Source organism: Prevotella sp. P4-98 (genome assembly GCF_002251405.1).
Lineage (GTDB): Bacteria > Bacteroidota > Bacteroidia > Bacteroidales > Bacteroidaceae > Prevotella.
The window spans coordinates 160,093-181,673 of the sequence record NZ_NPJC01000051.1 but is presented as its reverse complement, the minus strand read 5'-3'; the positions used below and the strand labels follow the sequence as shown (position 1 = coordinate 181,673).

15 protein-coding genes and 2 pseudogenes are annotated in these 21,581 nt (G+C 45.5%); 7 read left to right on the top strand and 10 right to left on the bottom strand.

Translation table 11 applies throughout. The annotated features are described in order from the left end of the window. Position 1 precedes the first annotated feature (1 nt). The gene (locus tag CIK96_RS07910) at positions 2-1,141 is read left to right on the top strand and encodes a YhcG family protein (protein WP_094440257.1); all 1,140 of its coding nucleotides are present in this window, start codon (positions 2-4) and stop codon (positions 1,139-1,141) included. Positions 1,142-1,190: 49 nt separating this feature from the next. Further along, positions 1,191-1,799: a restriction endonuclease subunit S gene (locus CIK96_RS07905; protein ID WP_094440256.1), complete on the top strand. Its 609-nt coding sequence runs from the start codon at positions 1,191-1,193 to the stop codon at positions 1,797-1,799. On the opposite strand, the gene CIK96_RS07900 is transcribed toward CIK96_RS07905, so the two are convergent. The 4 genes and pseudogenes from CIK96_RS07900 to CIK96_RS07885 all read right to left on the bottom strand — a co-directional run. Then, positions 1,723-3,009: a restriction endonuclease subunit S gene (locus tag CIK96_RS07900; protein WP_094440255.1), complete on the bottom strand. Its 1,287-nt coding sequence runs from the start codon at positions 3,007-3,009 to the stop codon at positions 1,723-1,725. The two genes, CIK96_RS07905 and CIK96_RS07900, sit on opposite strands and share 77 nt — an antisense overlap. A gap of 68 nt (positions 3,010-3,077) precedes the next feature. Beyond that, positions 3,078-4,070 carry a site-specific tyrosine recombinase/integron integrase gene (gene xerA, locus CIK96_RS07895; RefSeq protein WP_094440254.1) on the bottom strand — a complete coding sequence of 331 codons (993 nt, stop codon included), beginning with the start codon at positions 4,068-4,070 and terminating at the stop codon, positions 3,078-3,080. Positions 4,071-4,085: 15 nt separating this feature from the next. Further along, positions 4,086-4,838 (bottom strand): annotated as a pseudogene (locus CIK96_RS07890) (restriction endonuclease subunit S); the annotation flags it as partial. A gap of 1,113 nt (positions 4,839-5,951) precedes the next feature. Further along, a pseudogene (locus CIK96_RS07885) lies at positions 5,952-7,079 on the bottom strand (tryptophanase); the annotation flags it as partial. Positions 7,080-7,237: 158 nt separating this feature from the next. Between CIK96_RS07885 and CIK96_RS07880 the strand changes: the two are divergent. Further along, positions 7,238-7,831 carry a uracil-DNA glycosylase family protein gene (locus CIK96_RS07880; RefSeq protein ID WP_094440271.1) on the top strand — a complete coding sequence of 198 codons (594 nt, stop codon included), beginning with the start codon at positions 7,238-7,240 and terminating at the stop codon, positions 7,829-7,831. A gap of 14 nt (positions 7,832-7,845) precedes the next feature. Here the strand turns inward: CIK96_RS07880 and CIK96_RS07875 are convergent, their stop codons facing one another. The 3 genes from CIK96_RS07875 to CIK96_RS07865 all read right to left on the bottom strand — a co-directional run bounded on the left by CIK96_RS07875 (position 7,846) and on the right by CIK96_RS07865 (position 11,705). Continuing rightward, positions 7,846-9,312, bottom strand: a complete 1,467-nt coding sequence (locus tag CIK96_RS07875) for a PD40 domain-containing protein (RefSeq protein WP_094440253.1) — start codon at positions 9,310-9,312, stop codon at positions 7,846-7,848. A gap of 18 nt (positions 9,313-9,330) precedes the next feature. Beyond that, a complete protein-coding gene (locus CIK96_RS07870) occupies positions 9,331-10,554 on the bottom strand; it encodes a DUF6057 family protein (RefSeq protein WP_094440252.1) in 1,224 nt (407 codons plus the stop codon). 137 nt (positions 10,555-10,691) lie between these two features. Then, positions 10,692-11,705, bottom strand: coding sequence for an aspartate-semialdehyde dehydrogenase (locus tag CIK96_RS07865; protein WP_094391397.1), 1,014 nt, complete (start codon positions 11,703-11,705; stop codon positions 10,692-10,694). Between the two features lie 454 nt (positions 11,706-12,159). Between CIK96_RS07865 and CIK96_RS07860 the strand changes: the two genes are divergently transcribed. Genes CIK96_RS07860 through CIK96_RS07850 form a run of 3 tightly spaced genes read left to right on the top strand, consistent with a single transcriptional unit; the run spans position 12,160 to position 15,918 of the window. Beyond that, positions 12,160-14,304, top strand: coding sequence for a cation:proton antiporter (locus tag CIK96_RS07860; RefSeq protein ID WP_094440251.1), 2,145 nt, complete (start codon positions 12,160-12,162; stop codon positions 14,302-14,304). Beyond that, the gene (locus CIK96_RS07855) at positions 14,301-15,080 is read left to right on the top strand and encodes an ABC transporter ATP-binding protein (protein ID WP_094440250.1); all 780 of its coding nucleotides are present in this window, start codon (positions 14,301-14,303) and stop codon (positions 15,078-15,080) included. Before CIK96_RS07860 ends, CIK96_RS07855 begins: the two co-directional genes overlap by 4 nt. Next, positions 15,061-15,918 carry a S1 RNA-binding domain-containing protein gene (locus tag CIK96_RS07850; protein WP_094440249.1) on the top strand — a complete coding sequence of 286 codons (858 nt, stop codon included), beginning with the start codon at positions 15,061-15,063 and terminating at the stop codon, positions 15,916-15,918. The genes CIK96_RS07855 and CIK96_RS07850 overlap by 20 nt, the downstream gene beginning before the upstream one ends. 102 nt (positions 15,919-16,020) lie before the next feature. On the opposite strand, the gene CIK96_RS07845 is transcribed toward CIK96_RS07850, so the two are convergent. Then, a complete protein-coding gene (locus tag CIK96_RS07845) occupies positions 16,021-16,842 on the bottom strand; it encodes a hypothetical protein (protein ID WP_094440248.1) in 822 nt (273 codons plus the stop codon). Between the two features lie 113 nt (positions 16,843-16,955). Here CIK96_RS07845 and CIK96_RS07840 point away from each other — a divergent pair, with 113 nt between their 5' ends. Next, a complete protein-coding gene (locus CIK96_RS07840; RefSeq protein ID WP_094391415.1) occupies positions 16,956-17,921 on the top strand; it encodes an aldo/keto reductase in 966 nt (321 codons plus the stop codon). 695 nt (positions 17,922-18,616) lie between these two features. Here CIK96_RS07840 and asnS read toward each other — a convergent pair. Together asnS and CIK96_RS07830 are read right to left on the bottom strand one after the other, a co-directional pair. Further along, positions 18,617-20,020: an asparagine--tRNA ligase gene (asnS, locus tag CIK96_RS07835; protein ID WP_094440247.1), complete on the bottom strand. Its 1,404-nt coding sequence runs from the start codon at positions 20,018-20,020 to the stop codon at positions 18,617-18,619. Positions 20,021-20,053: 33 nt separating this feature from the next. Further along, on the bottom strand, positions 20,054-21,538 hold the full coding sequence (locus CIK96_RS07830; RefSeq protein ID WP_094391391.1) for a pseudouridine synthase: 1,485 nt from the start codon (positions 21,536-21,538) through the stop codon (positions 20,054-20,056). Between the last annotated feature and the right edge of the window lie 43 nt (positions 21,539-21,581).

The following is a 21,581-nucleotide window of genomic DNA, read 5'->3' as shown; positions in this document are numbered from 1 at the left end:
AATGAACAATATAACAATAGAGAGCAACACACTGCTGCCTACTGGCTATATTCAATGGCGTAAAGACATTGAACAGCTGATTGACACTGCAAAGTTGAAAACGGCTATCAGTGTCAATATGGGAACATTGTCTCTATATTGGAATATAGGGAAAAGTATCCTACAGAAACAAGAACAGGAAGGTTGGGGCAAACAGGTTATAGAGCAACTATCGAAAGATTTGATTTCTCGCTATCCGGATGACCGTGGCTATTCCAAGCGCAATCTTGGATATATGAAGAGTTTCGCCATGCAATATCCTGATTTCCCATTTTTGCAAGTGTCACTTGCAAAATTAAAGGAACTGCCAATTTTGCAAGTGACACTTGCAAAATTAGAGAGTGAAGGTAAGGAATTTGTGCAAGTGCCACTAGCACAAATATCTTGGTATCACCATATTTCACTGTTATCCAAAGTAAAAGACGAAGCACAACGTGCCTACTATATAACAGAAACAGCACAGAATGGGTGGAGTCGTGATGTGATGCTCCTCCAAATAAACAATGGATATATCCATGCTAAAGGGCATGCAATTAATAATTTTGAACAGACCTTGCCACCTGTTCAGTCTGACTTGGCTCGTTACATATTTAAAGACCCTTATAATTTCTCGTTCATTGGAACGGTGGCATTACAAAATGAATTAGATATAGAAAAGTCCTTGACAAGCAAAATAACTGATTTTCTCCTCGAGATGGGACGTGGTTTTGCATACATAGGCAGACAATACAATATTTCCGTAGATGGGGATGATTATTATATCGACTTGCTGATGTACCATCTCAAACTGCATTGCTATGTTGTAGTGGAATTGAAAGCCGTGGAGTTCAAACCAGAGTACGTTAGCAAACTGAACTTCTATATTTCTGCTGTTGATGACATTGTAAAATCTCCAGAAGACAAACCTACCATTGGCTTGCTTCTCTGCCGAACCAAGAGCAACAAGAAAGCTGAGTTTTCGCTTCGTGGCATTACCCAACCTATGGGAATTGCACAATATGAAACAGAAAAACTCTTTGCTGATGTAGCATCGGCATTACCACAGATTGAGGAAATAGAGAAAAAACTTGAAGACTTAAAAGAAAAAACGGATAAAGAGTAATACATGGTTATTTCCATTTTGGAAACAACCATAATATATATAGGAATAAATGAAATTGAAAAAATACAAACTTGCCGACATCGCTAAAATTGAAATTAGCGGTGTTGACAAAAAAACAAAAGACGGCGAAATACTTGTGCGTCTGTGTAACTTTGTTGACGTCTATTACAATTGGGCAGTCACCAAGGAAAAGGCGAAGGTATTTATGACTGCTTCTGCAAAACAAGCAGAAATAGATAAATGCTCAATAGGCAAAGGCATGGTTGCCATCACAAAGGATAGTGAAACCAGAGATGATATAGGCGTTGCCACTTATATTGCAGACGATTTCGAGGATGTACTTCTCGGCTATCATTGTGCGTTGATTACCCCCAATCCGGCTATTGTTGACGGAAAATATTTGAATGCCTTTATGCATACTCGCTACATTCAGAAGTATTTTGAAAACAATGCTTCTGGTAGTGGTCAGCGATACACACTTTCCAATGATACTATCAGCAATATACCAGTATTGCTGCCATCAATAGAGGAACAACATACCATTGGAAAGTTGCTGGCTGACTTAGACCGTAAAATAGAACTCAATAAGCAGATAAATGATAATTTACCGACGTTTGACCGTTCATTAGCAATGGCAAGAGTTCGTCTCGCTGCTTAGTGAGAACATTTATTTCTTCTATATTATTCTTTATACTATCGAATATTGGAGCAATTTTATTATGGAAAGCTTGTAAGATTTGCTTTGGGGGATAAGTCACGATTATTGACGCAAATTCTTCCTTGCTCATATTTGCAAAAACATTCCCAGTTTTAGCTTTTGCATTTTCAAAATACACCCTCAAAGCAAAATATAGAAATTCTTTGTTATATTCATGTTCAAAAACAATTGAATTTATCTGTTGGTTCGTCTGCGCTAATTTTGCAACAAATCCCATAACACCAATAGTTCCAATACATGAAACTGAAAGACTTCCTATGGGTAAGTATTTCTTTTCTTGACTATCTGCCCCTTTTGTAGAAAGAGTGCGTTGTGCCCCAAAAACAAATAGATTGCCTCTAATATCGTCAATCGTCACAAAAGGTATATCTCCTCCGAAATTATCCTCATCTGCACATGATGGAGTCTTGCCTGTTATGATATTCTTTTCTATATCTCCAATCTTTTGGGCATCTAACCCTTTTGGTATCTCACGTTTCAGTTTCTCATTCCATACCATAGCTCCGCCACTTGATTTATACGGTTTTTCCTCCTCATTCGGGAAGTCAAACTGCACAAACCAATAGTCGTAGAGTTGCTTTGCCATCGCCTCTAAATTATCATTTATCTGACGATTGACTTTGATTTTCTCATCAATAGAGGCTAAAGAGGCAACTATTCGGTTTTGTTTTTCGAGAGGTAGATATTCAATATCAATGGCAGACAGGGCATTGTCAAGCTGTAAGTTCTTGATGCCAGAAGTCTTCCCCTCGAAATTGAAAAATGCACCATGATTATATACATTCTGCCAAAAGTAATACACATACAAAGGATTCCAACCAGCCTTTACACGAAATGCTGTACAAAAGTTAGAACAGACAACATTACCTTTGGCTTTTATCATATCTTCCGACACATATATAATGCGTCCTGTGGATTGTGTCGGGCTACCGCCCGATTTCTCTATTATCAAATCGCCAGCCTTCAACGTTTTATTTTCTATTGTCTTGTCACAAACGAAACGCTGTGGTATTCCATTAAAGCAATGGTTAGTTATAGGCACTATGTCTGCGCCCCTAATACAAAACACTGAATTAGGGGTATCTTCAGCAACCTTTTCTTCACCCCAGTCGCCTGATATAAAAGTTTCTATAATATCTGCTAACTTCATAAGTATTTCTTTTTGAATTTATCTCGCAAAGGTACTCATAAACAAGCAGAATAATGCATTTCTAAACCTTAATTAAGAAATTTGCGGTGTGCAGCCTTTACATTGGCTTGATTTACCATAGCATAATGCAGCGTAGTGTCAATTTTTACGTGTCCCAACATCTTCTGCACTTGCTCTATCGGCATACCCTTGTCAATAGCCATTGTTGCTAATGTCCTACGGAACTTGTGAGGGTGAACCTTGTTGAGGTTTACACGCTTTCCAAGCTGACGCAAACGCACTTCCACGCCACTAATGGTTAGCCGTGTGTGAGGTTCATGCAGACTCACAAACAATGCAGGATTTGTGTCTGTGCGTTGCTCCAAATACTTTTTGAGGTGAATTTTAGTCCTTGCGTTGAAATAAACCTCACGCTCTTTGTTGCCCTTGCCAAACACTACACACTGGCGTTCTTGAAAGTCAATGTCGTCACGGTTGATTTTTACTAACTCCCCTACACGCATACCAGTACTAAGCAGCAAATCTATCATAGCAATGTCACGCAATTCCTGGCAACTGTCACGTAGCACTTCGATATTCTCATCAGTCAGCACCTCTTTCACCAAAGCATCCGTGCGCACCTTATGGATCCTGCGGACAGGACTTTTGGTGATATAATCCTCATCTTCAAGCCAAGAGAAGAAACTGGAATAAATACGACGCAAGTTGTCAATAGTAACCTTGCTAAGTTCTCGTTGTTCCTGTTGCTCAGCGAGATAGCGACGAATGTCATTAGTGGCAATGTCGCACACATTCTTCTTCACAGTCGCTATCAGCTTCTCAATGGAAGACTTATAATAGTGGATTGTCTTGTCTGAGCAACCCTCCACTTTCTTTGAGGATATAAAAGCACCAAGAAGTTCAGCGTTTTCCTTGTTGCGTTTTTCTTCCTCTGTTGCCTTTGGTGTAATCTCACATTCAGATAATGCCCTTTGGGCCACATCTGTCAGCAATTCCAACTGAATATCAGTCAGTACCGCTCGCATACCATTCAAAATGGTTTGAATAACTATTTCTTTCATGTCATAAAACTTGTATTAGTGCCTATATAATATAAGAGAAGAAAGAAATAGTACCGATAAATGATAATTTACCGTGGCTTGACCGTTCATTAAGAGGGGTAGAAGTTCGTCTCGCAGCTTAGTTAAAGCGTTGATTTCTTCACCGATTATCATTTGTTTGTCGAATATCGGCTCACAAACTTGCTCAAACTCCGAAATAACAGACTTTGTAGGAATGACAACAGGAAGAGAGAATAGTTCATCCTTTGTTATAGACCCAAATGTCGTACCAGCAGAGTTCATTCCTTCAAATTTTAATCTAAAGTCATTCATCAAATAGTATAAATGTGTCATAGACCCTATCTTTGACGATAAGGCAGAAAGACCACGACCAATACAGCAATCATTATTTGCAATGTTCAATGCTCCAACTGGTGCTCTTACGCTCATAAGAATATCTCCCTTATTTGCGTATCGGCTTGGCAAAGTTGTGTATTGTCGAATGTCTGGAAAACGAAGTCCAAAATCTGTACTACCTTGATAGAAAATAATGCCTTCACCATCTTCATTGTAAGAAGAGCCATCAGGTGATTGTCCCATCGTGATGTTGGCAACATCAGATAATACGCCATTGTTCCACCCTTGCGGTATCTCACGCTTCAATTTCTCATTCCAAACCATAGCTCCGCCACTCGACTTATACGGCTTGCCCTCCTCATTCGGGAAATCAAACTGCACAAACCAATAGTCGTAGAGCTGCTTTGCCATCGCCTCTAAATTATCATTTATCGTAGTACCTTCCTTACACCATGTTTTTACGAACTACAACAATATAAGCATACTTGTTTGGTGTGGAGAGTGACATGAAGATGTCTTTGTGAGAATGAAAAGACTGAGGAATAGAGGAAAAAAATATACGTTTCTCCTAATGGTTGGTTAGGGTGGAGGGGGATGAGGATTGCATAGATGATACGTTTTTCAGGCTGAAACTTGATAGCACACCATGTCAGGAGGATAGGTCATGGACATCTATTGAAAAACAGGTAATATTGCTCTCTATTGTAGAGAACGTCAATCGCTGGGAGAGATAACGCCAATCGCTGGTCGCGATATTGCCAATCGCTGGTCGCGATAACGCCATGCGCTAAAAATACAGCATTTAGTACCAATTTCACATCTCCTGTTGTGATCAAACCAGTTACTCGGATTTTTTATGATCTACGGAATATCCGACACCTTGATAAACTGTTGTTTCCCATCTAAAAGGTGTGGTTTTTGATGGAATTTTGTCTCTATAATATTAAAAAACCTAAATTATTAGTTAAATAAAATTAAAATCCAGACTAAGGGGTTGACAACGGGGGGTGTGATATTGTATCTTTGCACGCGAACCCAAGGTTGATTTCCAAAACAAGGATGAGGCCTTTGCAATAAACCACAAGTCTTATCAATTAAAAATTCTCAATTATGTTTACAAATGCAACTCTAAACACCTCAAATTGGTTACAACAGAAGGACCATGGTTCTTCGATTTACACCCGACCAGTTCTCGATAGCTTCTCGTTCGGTTCTCGTTGGGTTCTCGTTAGGTCCTCGTTCGTCTCTCGTTCGTCTCTCGTTGCTTATTCGTTAGTCTATCGAAGACCGAACGAGGACCGAACGAGGATCGGACGAATTTCGAACGAGAGAAGGACGAGAGAAGAACGAAAGAAGGACGAAAGAAGATCGAGAAAATGACGAGAAACTTTCGAAGGCGCAACGAGAAACTGCCAAACCTGATGGAGGAATGGCAGCCTTCTGTTTTCGTTAAGCCAAATGAGCAGGATTGAACTTTCTGAACGTGGTGGAAAGTCAACGAAGTTCTCCTCGTTTGAGTTGTGCCTCAAGGAGAACGCTAAGTGGTTAGTCTGTGATTCTCTCAAGCTGCACGGTGAAATGGCGCATCAGAGGTGCTTCCCATGTAATATGCACACCGTGGGTAATATGCTGGCGGCGGTCATACACATTCTTCAGAGCTGCTGCGATGACAGCCATGTGGTTGTCGGTATATACACGGCGCGGTATGGCAAGACTCAGAAGGTCAAGACCGTTGAAGCGATTTTCGCGTGTCACAGGATCACGGTCTGCCAACAGATAACCAATCTCGCACCCACGAATACCTGCTTCAAGATAGAGTTCTACCGTGAGTGTCTGAGCCGGAAATTCTTCCTTCGGCACGTGGGTAAGCACCTTTGGTGCATCAACGAAAATAGCGTGTCCACCGGCAGGACGCTGATAAGGAATGCCATACTCATCGAGCAAAGATGCCAGATATTCTACCTGATGAATACGAGTTTGCAGATTGTCAAACTCTGTGTTCTCGTCAAGACCAACTGCCAGAGCATTCATATCGCGACCATTCATGCCACCATAGGTCAGATAACCTTCAAACTGTACACAGAAGCCTTTGGCTCCTTCATACCAGTCTTGGCGTCTTGTGGCGATGAATCCACCCATATTGACGATACCATCCTTCTTGGCACTCATGCTCATTCCATCAGCGAGTGCAAACATTTCTTTTGTAATTTCCTTGATGGTCTTGTCCTGATAACCCTCTTCGCGCGTTTTGATAAAGTATGCGTTTTCGGCAAAACGAGCAGAGTCGAATAGCACCGGTTTGCCGTATTTGTCGGCAATGGCACGAACTGCTCTTAGGTTTTCCATGGATACGGGTTGACCGCCTGCGGTATTGTTGGTGATGGTCACAATGATAAATGGCACTTTATCGCCGTTTTGCTCAAGTGCTGCCTCAAGTTTCTTAGGATCGACATTGCCCTTGAAGGGAACTTCGAGTTGCGTGTCCTTCGCATCGTCCACGGTACAGTCGAGCGCCGTTGCTCTACGTCCTTCAATATGTCCCTTGGTGGTGTCGAAGTGAGAGTTGCCTGGTATCACATCCCCCTCATGCACAAGGTATGAGAAGAGTACGTTCTCTGCTGCCCTGCCTTGATGGGTGGGGATTACATACTCAAAACCAGTAAGTTTAACAAGTGACTATTACTTAACTTGTTCAAGATAGACCACAACTTGGAAATAAAAGGAAAACTCGGTTTCCTTTTGTATTTCGCTCGGTTTGTACTACCTTTGCATAAAAATAAAGACGAATGGCAAAGGAAGACTCTTGGCTTGATAGCGCACATCTGGCGCGGATGGATAGTACGGATGACAATGTGGAGTGGCATCCGTTGAAACCTTTTCTGCCGAAACGGGGAGAAATATTATTCTTGGGCAGCTTTCCTCCCCAACGTAAAAGGTGGTGTATGGACTTCTATTATCCCAACTTCATCAACGACCATTGGCGCATAGAGGGGGAGGTGTTCTATGGTGACAAACAGCATTTTGTGGATCAAAAGCGCAAGACATTCCGATTGGATGATATTGTCAGCCATTGCGAGAAGTATGGCATCGGTTTCTTTGATACCGCAACAGCTGTGAGACGGTTGAAGGATAATGCCAGCGATAAGTATCTTGAAGTGGTGGAGCAGACTGACGTTGCGGCACTTGTGGCACAGATGCCGATGCTGAAAGCTATTGTGGTGACGGGCGAGAAAGCTGCTGAGACCATATGCCAGCGTATGGGTATAGCCCATGTGCCGAAGGTCAATAGCCATATCATGCTCCCTCTGCAGGTGGAACTATATAGGCTGCCATCTTCTTCGCGTGCCTATCCTTTGGCTTTTGAGAAGAAGGCAGCAGCCTATAGAATGATGTTTCAACGCTATCTGTCAGAGCCTCTGCTATAATACGATGTGGTAATCTACTGATTGATTTGTGTTGAAATCCGGTGTTCACTCTCGATATCGTGTTGTAGCTTGAAAGCATCGGAATCTACAGGACGGAGGGTGAAATCGGGCGTGTTATAGGAATAAAGCAACAGTCGATAATATTCTTTTGGATGACGTTGGGGAAGCATGAAAGGTTTGGTGGCTCTTCCTTGGCGGTCGATGGAGGATAGGTAGATACGCGTATAGAGTCCGTCGTCGCGCCGTGAGGTGAAGAGAAACCATTTGCTGTTCTTTGTCCAGGCATGAAGACTCTCGGTGCGCTTGCTGTTAGCAGCTGTGAGCGGATAGGTCTGCATGGTCTTCAGATTAAGTATCCAGAGGTCGCTTTCGGGATGCCATACGGAGAAGTAGCCATAGTCAATCTGAGTATATAGGAGATAGCGGCCGTCATAGGAAGGACGAGGCCATGTGACACTTTTGCCCATTGTCCTAGCGTTGATGAGTGTATCTACTTGCGTTCCGAAACGTCCCGACATACTGTCGAAAGCCATGCGACAGAGGCTGTAACGTTCTTTATTGTAGTCGGCAGGATAGTTTTGTCGACGCGCTGTGATAAAATATAACCATTTGCCATCAGGAGAAAACACAGGCGTGTTCTCTGCCCATTCCTTTCTCATTAGCAGTGTGTCGCGAAGGATGGAATGTCTCTGAGTGTCATAGACAAAGATGTCCGATTCGGAATCATAGACCTCGATGCGCTTGCTTTTAGCTGCAGCATGAAACATCTGTAAGGTCTTGTTGGTGGAGAAGGCACAGAAACGCCCTTTCGGATGCCAATAGGGATAGACCATCGAACCACCCAACAGTTCGTTTTTTGCCTTCAAAAGTTCAATTTTCCCATTTCTCCTAATGACTGTAGCTCCATGTTCTCCACGTACATGAAAGACATATTGGTCTGGATTGGTTTGGTTGGGTGTATGACAGTTGACGCATTGGTTGGGGATGGCTGTGTTGACGATAAGAGGCGTCTCTTCAAAATTGGAAAGGTCGCGCTGGTAGATTCCCATCTTGCTGTACATGGCATAGCTAGGTGGGATGAGGCGGTAGGTTAGTCCCCATTCATCGAGCGGCTGGTTGCTGACGTGGATACGGAAATCACGATAACGGGTCCACCTACCGTCACGTTCGGCACATACTTCCACGTAGAGGTCTGCACCCTTATTCTGTGTGAGCAACTGATGCCATTCTTTGATGTTGAAGTCGGCATCCTTGCCATTGGCATGCAGTTTTCCACCATGGGCACCTCTTACCACTACGTCAACTGTGGTTACCTGCGGATCGGCTATGGCAAAGTTGAGGGGAGCGATACCGACAGGGATGGTGACGTCAATATAGTCGGGATAGATCTTAGGCAGACGATTGCTCTCCTGCACATCGTGAGGTGTGGAGGAGCACGCTAAGACGAGCAATAGGAAGGCTGATAGAAGATATTTGTTCATTTGCGGTATGCTTGGAAGTTAGAAAAATGCATCTGGAGTGGCATTATAGACCAGTTGCAGTTCATGATAGAACACATGATTCCGGATGCGTTGTGGATGTTCCACCAGACGGCGCATCTTATTTGCCCAGGAACGATACATGAGTGTATGTTCAAGTATAGTGATGTATTTTAGCGCCACTTCATATTGCCCAGTAATCAGGTTAGTCTCTACCAGTCGATACAGTGAACGGGCACTCTTGTTGCAGTTGGGAATGCCCTCCATGGCTTCAAAGGCATTGCGTTGTGACATGGTGATGAATCCCACACGAAGATATACCTCGCTAATCATTTGCATGGCCGGGATGGAGTTCTGGGATCGGAAAGAGGGAGCAAGGCCCTGAAGAAGTTCTTGCCGTTCTATCATCCCTTCATGATAAAGGGCATATTTCGCCACAGCCAGAATGGCAGGATTGTCGGATGGGTGGGTATTATAGCGGTTGGCTATCGTTGCCCAGCGGTGACGTCTGGACAGCATGTCGTAAATCATTTCCTCCTCGTCGCCCATCAACTCAGGAGCCCAATGGTAGTCGATGCCTTGGACGAGCATGCGGAGCGGATAAGCCACGACGCGACTGCTCGCCACTACGGAACCTGCCAACAACAGCAAAGTGCCAAGCACTACCGTAACGATGTGAAATCGCTGTGCTCTATGCAGGAAGCGTAGATGGTAGAGAGGTAATAGAACGATGGCTGGTCCTAACAGCCAGTAGCCCGCAGGGACGAGGACAATAGTCAGCCACATACTACTGCGAGGGTTGTCGGGTAGTATTGCCATTAGGGTTATGGTCAGCAACAATGCTACGGGAACTGTCATCGGTATGGTGGGCACCGTAGTAATATACCACAAGACAAGCGGAGGCAGGAGCGTAAGCCAAGACCAGCGTACTTTGTCGGTTATAACCGAACTCAGAAGACGGGCAGAAATGATCTTGGTCATGACAGCCATCAAGGCGTAGCAACCAGCGCCGATGGCAGGATTGAGAAACAACTGCACGATGCACTCACCAAGATACTGTGCAAATCCACCCGGCACGGCAAGGCGTTCGCTCAGATAGTCTTCTGTCCAAAGAAAAAGCTGCATGCTTTCGCGGAAAAATAAGAGATGAGGAGCTATCCACATCCAATAACAGAACACTGCCACTGCCAATAAAGCATTCTGCAGAGTTGGAAGAAGTTGCAAGTGCTTTTCTTTTATGTGCATCTTCGTTCTTTATTTAGCGTATAATCGATACGAGATGAAAATCTATAAAATGACCCGCCATCAATGAAAAACCGACCACAATGTCACATCATTATTGAGTGACGGAGTGGTCGGGATGGTTTCGGGATGCCTTCGGGTTATTTTACGTTGCCCACCTTGATAAGGTATTCGGCAATCTGTACTGCATTGAGGGCGGCACCTTTGCGAATCTGGTCGCCGGTGAGCCACAAGGTGTTACCATTATCGTCGGCAAGATCCTTGCGGATGCGTCCTACATAGATATCGTCTTTGCCTGCACTCTCCAAAGGCATGGGATATACGTAGTTTTGGGCATCGTCCTTAACGGTTACGCCGGGAGCTGCTTCAAGTGCTGTGCGAATCTGTTCGACGGTAAGCGGACTCTCGGTTTCAAACCATACGCTCTCAGAGTGAGAACGAAGAGATGATACACGTACACAGGTGGCACTTGTGCGTACATCCGAGTGCATGATTTTACGAGTTTCGTTGAACATCTTCATTTCCTCCTTGGTATAGTCGTTGGGTGTCATCTTGTCAATCTGTGGAATGACGTTGTATGCCAACTGGTGGGGGAACTTACTGATGTGATCGGTCTTTCCTGTCTCGATAAGGTCTTTGTACTGCTGTTGCAGTTCTGCCATAGCAGCAGCTCCAGCACCAGATGCACTCTGGTAGGAAGCGATGTGAATCTTCTTGATATGGCTCAGATCGTCGATGGGCTTGAGCACAACAACCATCATGATAGTGGTGCAGTTGGGGTTGGCAATAATGCCACGTGGACGGTTGAGGGCATCCTCGGCATTCACTTCGGGAACTACCAAGGGTACATCGTCGCACATACGGAATGCACTCGAGTTGTCGATCATCACGGCACCATACTTGGTGATGGTTTCGGCAAACTCCTCAGAGGTGCCGCCGCCTGCCGATGTAAAGGCGATGTCGATGTCTTTGAAATCGTCGTTATGCTGAAGCAATTTGACGGTCAGTTCTTTTCCACGAAATGTGTAAGTGGTACCTGCACTGCGCTTTGAGCCGAACAACACCAACTCGTCCATAGGGAAGTTGCGCTGGTCGAGTATTCGAAGAAATTCCTGTCCTACGGCGCCACTGGCGCCAACGATTGCTACTTTCATAATTTATCTTTTTCTTTGGTTATGTTGAATATCCGGGTGCAAAGGTACGATTATGTGAGCAGAATGCAAAGAAAAAGTGGTTTTTTCTTTAGTTTTTGTTGGTTAAAACCCTGTTGGTGGTTACATTCTTGTACTTTTTGTCATGTAAAAGCTTGAATCTATTTGAATTGGAAACGGTTTTTCGCTCGCTTATTCGTACCTTTAATCCTATGGATTTTAGGTACTCCCGCTCGGAAAAGCTCAAATATATTTGGTTTTTCGCTCGCTTATTCGTACCTTTAATCCTATGGATTTTAGGTACTCTCGCTCGGAAAAGCTCAAATATATTTGGTTTTTCGCTCGCTTATTCGTACCTTTAATCCTATGGATTTTAGGTACTCTCGCTCGGAAAAGCTCAAATATATTTGGTTTTTCGCTCGCTTATTCGTACCTTTGAACCCTTGTAAAGACAAATATGCAGATGCTGTTATCATATTTCCCCATTACTGATCCCACGCTGATATTCTGCGTGGTGCTGCTCATCATTCTGTTTGCCCCTATCATTATGAGCAAACTGCGCATTCCACACATCATCGGTATGGTGTTGGCGGGAATGATTGTGGGTAAATACGGATTCAATATCCTACAACGCGACGATTCGTTTGAACTGTTTGGCAAGGTCGGATTGCTCTATATTATGTTTCTCGCAGGCCTTGAGATGGACATGGAGAGTGTGAAACGCAATAGCAACCGATTCTTGATATTCGGACTGCTGACCTGTTTCGTCCCTCTATCACTTACGTGGATTATGGCAGAGCATATTTTAGGGTACTCCTCGCAAGCCTCTTTCCTGCTGGGATGTATCATGGCATCGAACACACTAATAGCCTATCCCATAATCGGACGCTACGGACTGCAACGTGAGTCGAGTGTCATGCTGTCTGTCGGTTCGTCGATGATCTCACTCTTTCTGGCACTCCTTATGTTGGCAGCCTTGGCAGCTTCCTATGGAGAAGATGTGGGGGTAGGGTTCTGGCTGTTGTTTCTTACTAAGTTTGTGTGCTATTGTGGTGTCAGCGTATGGCTTATTCCAAAACTGACCCGCTTCTTCCTGCGTCGCTATAGTGATGCCGTCATGCAGTTCATCTTTGTATTGGCTATATTGTTTCTAAGTGCTGCGGCTTCAGAAGCCGTAGGAGTGGAAGGTATTGTTGGCGCATTTTTCTCAGGACTGATACTTAACCGATATATTCCCCACGTATCGCCTCTGATGAACCGCATAGAGTTTATCGGTAATGCATTGTTTATTCCCTATTTCCTGATTGGAGTGGGTATGCTTATCGATGTGAGCAGTCTGTTTGAAGGACCACACATGCTGTTTATCGTGACGATGATAGCATTCTTCGGAACCTTCGGTAAGGCAGTGGCAGCCTATCTGTCGAGTCTGCTGTTCCGCTTGCCACAGGTTGCAGGCCGTATGATGTTTGGTCTGACCAGCGCCCATGCGGCTGGTGCCATCGCCATGGTATTGGTTGGCATGCGTTTGGAGATAAGTCCTGGTGTGTATTTGGTCAACAACGAGATACTCAACGGCGTAGTTATCATGATACTCGTCACTTGTCTGATCAGTACGATGACCACCGAACAGGCAGCCCGACAAATCGTGTTGTGCGATAAGTCACATCTGCCTGTGACCAATCAGCAGCGCGATGATGAGCGCATCTTCCTTTGTGTGAAGTATCCAGAGATTGCACCGCAACTTCTCGAACTTGCGGTGATGATGCGCAACCAGAAGTTGAATCGTGAATTGGTGGCGCTCAATGTAGTGTATGATGACCAAAAAGCAGCCATCAATAGGGAACACGGATTGCAATTGTTAGAGAAACTGGAACAACGTGCCAGCGGTTATGATGTGAAGATGCAGACCCAAGTGCGCCTTGCCACCAATATTGCCAATGGCATCAAGCATGCCTTCCGTGAGTTTGCAGCCTCGGAAATTATCATGGGTATGCACGTTCATACCGATAACAATCCCAAATTCTGGGGCGATTTCATACAGAGCTTGTATAATGGACTGAGCCGGCAGATTGTGCTCACACGATTCATAGAACCCCTCAATACGCTGCGTCGCATAGAAGTGGTCGTCCCGTCGCGAGCAGAATTTGAACCCGGATTCCATCGCTGGCTCGAACGCTTGTGCCGAATGGCAGGAAATCTTGATTGCCGTATAGAATTTCATGGACGTCAAGAGTCGTTGGCACTCATCAGAGAATACATCACCAACTGGCATCCCAGTGTGCGCAGCGAATATACCTACATGGCACATTGGAACGAACTGCCCCGATTGGCAGAGACCATACGCAACGACCACATGTTTGTAGTGGTTACTGCCCGTAAAGGAACCATCTCTTATAAATCTGCACTTGAACGCCTGCCCAATGAGCTTATGCAACATTTTTCGGGCAAGAATCTAATGATAATCTTCCCCGATCAGTATGGTGACATCAAGGAGGAGAATATGACCTTTACTGAGGCCCAGCACCATGAGGAAAGCAGTATCTATGACGCTATCCTGCGCTGGATCAACAAACAACGAACAAAGAAATTTCTGAAGAAATGATAGCTATCAACAACATCACCAAGAGTTTTGGCAAACTGCAAGTGCTCAAAGGCATAGACCTCACCATAGGAAAAGGTGAGGTGGTCAGTATTGTAGGACCAAGCGGAGCCGGCAAGACAACCTTGTTGCAGATTATAGGAACGCTCGACCGGCCCAATACTGGTTCGGTACATATAGACGGAATCGACGTGACGAGTTTGTCTAACAAAAAACTGGCAGACTTCCGCAACCGTCATATCGGTTTCGTGTTTCAGTTTCATCAACTGCTGCCCGAATTTACAGCGCTGGAAAATATTATGATACCAGCCTATATCGCAGGCACATCAAGTAGCGAAGCCAAACAGCGAGCTTCTGAACTTCTACAGTTTATGGGACTGGCAGACAGAGCCAACCACAAGCCTAACGAACTTAGTGGCGGTGAGAAACAACGTGTGGCGGTGGCACGTGCATTGATCAACAATCCTACGGTCATACTGGCAGATGAACCCAGTGGATCGCTTGATTCGAAAAACAAGGCAGAACTGCATCAGCTGTTTTTCGATTTGCGCGACAAGTACGGACAGACCTTTGTCATTGTTACCCACGACGAACAACTTGCCACGCTTACCGACCGTACCATACATCTGCGTGACGGAGAGTTGGAACAGCCCGAAACTGTTGAACCGTCGGAGCAACCAGTGGAAGGTGAAGACGCTGTAGCAGATCAACACAGCGCAGCAGAACAAACAATAGAACAACCACAAAACGAAGAAATAAATGAAGATAAAACTCGGTGACTATAATACGCTGACGATTGTCAAGGCCGTTGATTTCGGCCTGTATCTTGATGGAGGTGATGAAGGTGAGATACTTCTCCCTGCACGCTATGTGCCTAAAGATGCCAAGATAGGAGACCAACTCGAAGTGTTTATCTATCTCGATCAGGACGAACGCCCAGTAGCTACAACCCAAAAACCGATAGCCAAGGTAGGCGATTTCGCATGGCTTGAAGTGGCATGGGTCAACGAATATGGTGCTTTCCTCAACTGGGGATTGATGAAAGATTTGTTTTGCCCATTCCGCGAGCAGAAGATGCGCATGCAGAAAGGACAATATTATCTGGTCTATATCACCATCGATGAAGAGAGCTACCGACTGATGGCTACAGCCAAGGTTGACAAGTATCTTTTCCCGACCAATGATGAAATCAAACAGACTCCCTATCATGTCTATAAACATGGTGACGAGGTGGAAGTGCTGGTGTGGCAAAAGACAGATCTCGGTTTCAAGGTCATTGTAGATAACAAGTATCAGGGTCTTATCTACGAGGGACAGATTTTCCAATCCCTTCATTCGGGCGATCGCCTCAAAGCGTATATCGACCATGTGCGCCAAGACAACAAGATTGATCTGACGTTGCAACCTACTGGACGACGCCAGACCGAAGAGTTCTCCGACGTGCTTCTCCATTATCTACAGGAGAATGGCGGACATTGTGATTTGGGCGATAAGAGTCCTTCGGAACTCATCCAAGATCGATTCAAAGTGAGCAAGAAGGTGTATAAGAAAGCCATCGGCGACTTGTATCGCCGCCGGCTGATTACTATTGCCGATGATGGTATCACGCTGGTTTGACGTCATCACACATATCCAACGGCAATCACGCAACATCATCAATAGAAACAAAGGTAGGCAGCACCCATGTGCTGCCTACACCTTATTAATAGATATGCCTCATTAGAGAATGCGACCTACGAAGCGGATGTTGAGCGAAGGATAAACAGAAATCTTACTGATAACCTTCAATACCTCGCCAGCATCGCTATTGGTTGTGGTCTTCTCCAGTTTGTTGTCGCGCAGATAAACTTCAGGTGTGCCCCAAAACTGTACACCAAGGTCGAAATTGCAAGTGAAGCGATGCTTCATCGGTACGGGACGTCCAAAGCCTAAACCCACATAGGGGCGAAACTTGCTCACCTTCAGCGTGGCATCTACATTACCATTCTGATCGGGAGTCAGAAAGAAATCGCCCAAATCCAAACCAATCATGTTTTCGTGGGTATTGGGGTTTGCTATTCCCTCGTTGATCAATATCTGGTTGGCCTGATTGATGACTTTCAGCGCACCATCTTCTTTGTTGTAGAGGCTGACCACCTTGTCTTTACCGAAATAAGCACCGGCAGTCAAGTGGAAACTGCTCTGTTTGAAGGGGAAGAAATCAAACAGGACGTGGGCATTGCCACCTATCATGTCGGTCTTGCCCTCTACCTTCACCTCTTTAGGGATAGTAAAGCCGCTGATATAATGTTCGTACTGCTGATCTACATTTACATCAATATCCAAATCGGTCTTCACCTTAATGTTAGGGAAGATATCAACACCAGCGCGTACGGCTACATAGGGGGTGACGGGCGCAGCAAGGTCGATAGTGATACCGGTGGTACCCACTCCCGCACCAATGCTAAGGTGGTTGAAAATTCCAAGATCATCGACATCCTGTGCCGAAACATGGGTAAGGCCCAACAGAGCCATGGCAACTAATAGAAGAGTCTTTTTCATTTTTTGTAGGTTAATAATGTCTTTACTTTGCAAAAATAGTAAAAAAGTTTGTGATATACAACATATCTTCGGAAAATATGTGTAACTTTATCGACACAAATACATCAAACATTATGGAACTGAAAGAAATCTATACGGCAGACAATAGCCGTTACGCCGATGCAGAGGCACTCTATCAGCGCTGTGGACGCAGTGGAGTGATGCTTCCAAAAGTCAGTTTAGGATTCTGGCATAATTTCGGAGGCAACGACTCTTATGAGCGCAGTCGTGCCATCACTCACTACGCTTTCGACCATGGTATCACCCATTTCGATCTTGCCAACAACTATGGACCGCCATACGGTTCGGCAGAAGAAACTATGGGCAGACTCATGGACGATGACTTCAAGCGCTACCGCGATGAACTGTTCATATCGACCAAAGCTGGTTACGATATGTGGCCTGGACCTTATGGAGAGTGGGGCTCGCGTAAGTATCTTATGGCGAGTATCGACCAGAGCCTCAAGCGCATGCATATAGACTATGTCGATTTGTTTTATAGCCATCGCTTTGATCCCAACACCCCGATAGAGGAAACACTACAAGCCATGGTGGATATTGTGCGCCAAGGCAAAGCACTCTATTTGGGTATCAGCCGTTGGCCACTGGATGCATTGAAGAAAGCAGTGGACTATCTGAAAGCACACGACACACCATTGTTGATATTCCAAGACAAACTCAACATGTTGGACCGCACACCGCAGGAGAATGGCACGCTCGACTATTGTGCAGCAGAGGGTATCGGTTTCATATCGTTCTCACCGTTGGCGCAAGGATTGCTTACCGACCGTTATCTCAACGGAGTGCCTGCCGATAGTCGCATGGCTCAAGAGCGTTTCTTGAAACATTCGGTATTAACGCCAGAACTCCTGGCACAGTTGCAACAACTCAATCAAGAGGCTGCTGATCGTGGAGAAACATTGGCAGAAATGGCATTGGCATGGATTCTCCAACAGCATGGCGTGACAAGTGTATTGGTTGGTGCAAGTAGTGTTAAGCAGTTGGCTACCAATATGAAATGTGTGCATGCAGCAGGTTGATCCTCCTATTACAGGTTACCTGCAAACTGTGACAATATTGCACAGCATGACTGTGCACACCTAAATTTTAGTTTTTAGAAAATTTCGACCACTCGACCACCACTATAGTGTAAGGTGTTATTACACAATACTTTAAGTGGTGGTCGATTGCTTTCGTTTCGACCACCGCTCGACCACCCACCAACGTTTTTACTATCGACAACCCAAACTACCAAGTGTGAGTCGGTGAATACATTAGGAAACGTTGTATAGCGATGTTGTGTAATATTGTATAAGAGTGCATAATGGATCAAAGTATTATCCAACGTTTGATAAAGGTATTATCCAACGTTTGATAAAGGTATTATCCAACGTTTGATAAAAGTATTATCCAACGTTTGATAAAAGTGTTATCCAACGTTTGATAAAAGTGTTTTCAACGTTTGATAAAGGTGTTTTCAACGTTTGATAAAGGTGTTGCCACTGTTTGAAAACTATCCTGTCATCATCGAACACCCACGTAAGTCGATGTCCTATAGGATATTATGCAAGTTGGGTGTTTGATGTTAATAAAATCATAACGTCGCGTGTGCGTGCGCGTACGTACATTATATATATGGTGCATTCGATAGCATCGAAACATTCTTCTTTTGTCTATCAACGAAAAAGACGGCAACCCGTGAAGGATGCCGTCTTTCCAGTATGCTATGTGTGATTTAGAAATCAGCTGTCTTTGGAGTACGTGGGAAAGGAATCACGTCGCGGATATTCTGCATGCCGGTGACAAACAGGATGAGGCGCTCGAAACCGAGACCGAAACCGCCGTGAGGACAACTTCCATAGCGACGGGTGTCGAGATACCACCACATATCCTTCATAGGAATCTGGCGACGCTCGATTTCAGCCATCAGTTTGTCGTAACTCTCCTCACGAACAGAACCACCGATGATTTCGCCAATCTGTGGGAACAGTACATCGGTGCCCTGAACGGTACGGCGTTCTTCGCTGTCGTTGTTCTGCTTCATATAGAAAGCCTTGATGTCGCGTGGGTAGTCGGTCATGATGACTGGCTTCTTGAAGTGTTCCTCCACAAGGAAACGCTCATGCTCGGAAGCGAGGTCCATACCCCATGATACGGGGAATTCAAACTTCTTACCGTTCTTCACAGCCTCTTCCAGAATCTCAATACCCTTGGTGTAGGGCAGACGCACGAAGCTATCTTTCAATATGCCCTCCAAGCGCTCAATCAGCGTCTTGTCGATCATCTTGTTGAGGAAAGCAAGGTCATCCTTACAGTTTTCCAATGCCCAACGCACGCAATACTTGATGAAGTCTTCCTCAAGGTCCATCAGATCGTTGAGGTCGATGAAGGCGACTTCTGGCTCAATCATCCAAAACTCAGCCAAGTGGCGTGGAGTATTGGAATTCTCAGCACGGAAGGTCGGGCCGAAAGTATAGATGGCACCCAGTGCGGTGGCACCGAGCTCACCCTCCAACTGTCCGCTGACGGTCAGTGAAGTCTGCTTGCCAAAGAAGTCATCGTCATAGATGATGCTACCGTTCTCGTCCTTTTTCAGGTCGTAGAGATTCTTGGTGGTCACCTGGAACATCTGTCCGGCACCTTCGCAGTCGCTGGCAGTAATCAGTGGTGTGTGGAAATAGAAGAAACCATGCTCATGGAAGTATTGGTGGATGGCAATAGCCATGTTGTGGCGTATGCGCATCACAGCACCGAAAGTATTGGTACGCAGACGGAGGTGTGCATTCTTGCGCATCACCTCAAACGACTGGCCTTTCTTCTGCATGGGATAAGTGTTATCGCAGAGACCATAGATTTCCAAGGTCTTGGCCTGAATTTCACTGCTCTGACCAGCACCCTGACTCTCTACCAAAATACCAGTGGCACAGATACATGCACCAGTGGTAATCTGCTTGAGCATTTCTTCATCAAACTGTGAAGGGTTAACAACGATTTGTACGTTGTTGATGGTGCTTCCGTCGTTGAGGGCAATGAATTCAACGGCCTTCGAACTACGGTGGGTACGCACCCATCCCTTTACACAAACATCTTTTCCAAAGTCTGTACTCTTCAGTACATCTACTATCTTAGTTCTTTTCATCACTTGTTATATTTTCAGTGAGTCGTTGTTGGTTTATTCGTAAGCACCCATGCGCAGACGATCTACCTCTTCCTCTGTCAGGTAGCGCCAGTCGCCACGACGCAGGTTCTTCTTGGTAAGTCCGGCAAACTGTACACGGTCGAGCTTGGTTACTTTATAGCCGAGGCTCTCGAAGATACGGCGTACAATGCGGTTTTTACCAGAGTGGATCTCGATGCCCACCTGCTTCTTGTCAACAGGGTCTGCATACTGGATGTCGTCGGCTTTGATGTCACCGTCGTCGAGGGTGATACCTTCGGCAATCTGCTGCATATCATGGGCAGTCACGTTCTTATCGAGATAAACGTGATAAATCTTTTTCTTGAGGAACTTAGGATGGGTCAGTTTCGATGCCAAGTCACCATCGTTGGTGAGCAGAAGCACACCGGTGGTGTTGCGGTCGAGACGACCTACAGGATAGATGCGCTCAGGACAAGCATCCTTGACGAGATCCATCACAATCTTACGCTGTTGAGGATCGTCGCTGGTGGTCACGTAGTCTTTGGGCTTGTTGAGCAGCACATAGACTTTCTTCTCTGGAGTGACAGGAGTGTCGTGGAACTTCACTTCGTCGGTGCGCAATACCTTGGTGCCCAATTCGGTTACCACTTCTCCGTTGACGGTCACTACACCTGCCTGGATGAAATCATCAGCTTCACGACGGCTGCAAACACCGGCGTTGGCAAGGAATTTGTTCAAACGGATGGGCTCGTTGGGATCGTAGTTCTCCTCTTTATATTCTATACGCTTCTTGAAGCTGTACTTTGCATTGGGATCATAGTCTGCAGTGCGCTGACGATTATATCCGCGGTTGTTGTTATATCCGCCACGCTGCTGGTAACCACCCTGCTGCTGGTATCCGCCGCGGTTGTTGTAACCGCCACGCTGCTGATATCCACCCTGCTGCTGGTATCCACCGCGGTTGTTGTAACCGCCGCGCTGTTGGTAACCGCCGCGCTGCTGGTATCCGCCTTGCTGCTGATAACCTCCCTGCTGGAAGTCGCCTTGCTGGCGTGATTGGTAGCCGCCCTGTTCACCGTCCTGCTGATTGTTGTTGTATCCGCGATTATATCCACGGTTGTTGTTGTAACCGCCGCGCTGCTGATATCCGCCACGCTGTTGGTAACCACCGCGGTTGTTGTTATATCCTCCACGCTGCTGGTATCCACCTTGCTGACGTGGCTGGTATCCGCCCTGTTCACCATCCTGCTGATTGTTGTAGCGGGGACGATAGGAACGCTGGGCGTTATTGTTCTGAAGTCCGGCACCGAATCCTTCTGGACGGAAACCGCCTTCATCATCGTTCTGACTGCGGTTGTAGCCGCCCTGGTTATAGGTGCGTGTCTGTTGATGAATACGGGGACGTGGTGAACGCCCCTGTCGATAAGTGTTCTGTTGGTTGGAGTAACCCTCTCGGTTGCTGGCGCCCTGCTGGTTTGCAGATTGTTCTTCTGTCTTCTTCTCGTTTTCGAAATCCATAATTGTTGTTTCCTTTCTTTTTCGGGAACCTCACGGTTCCTCT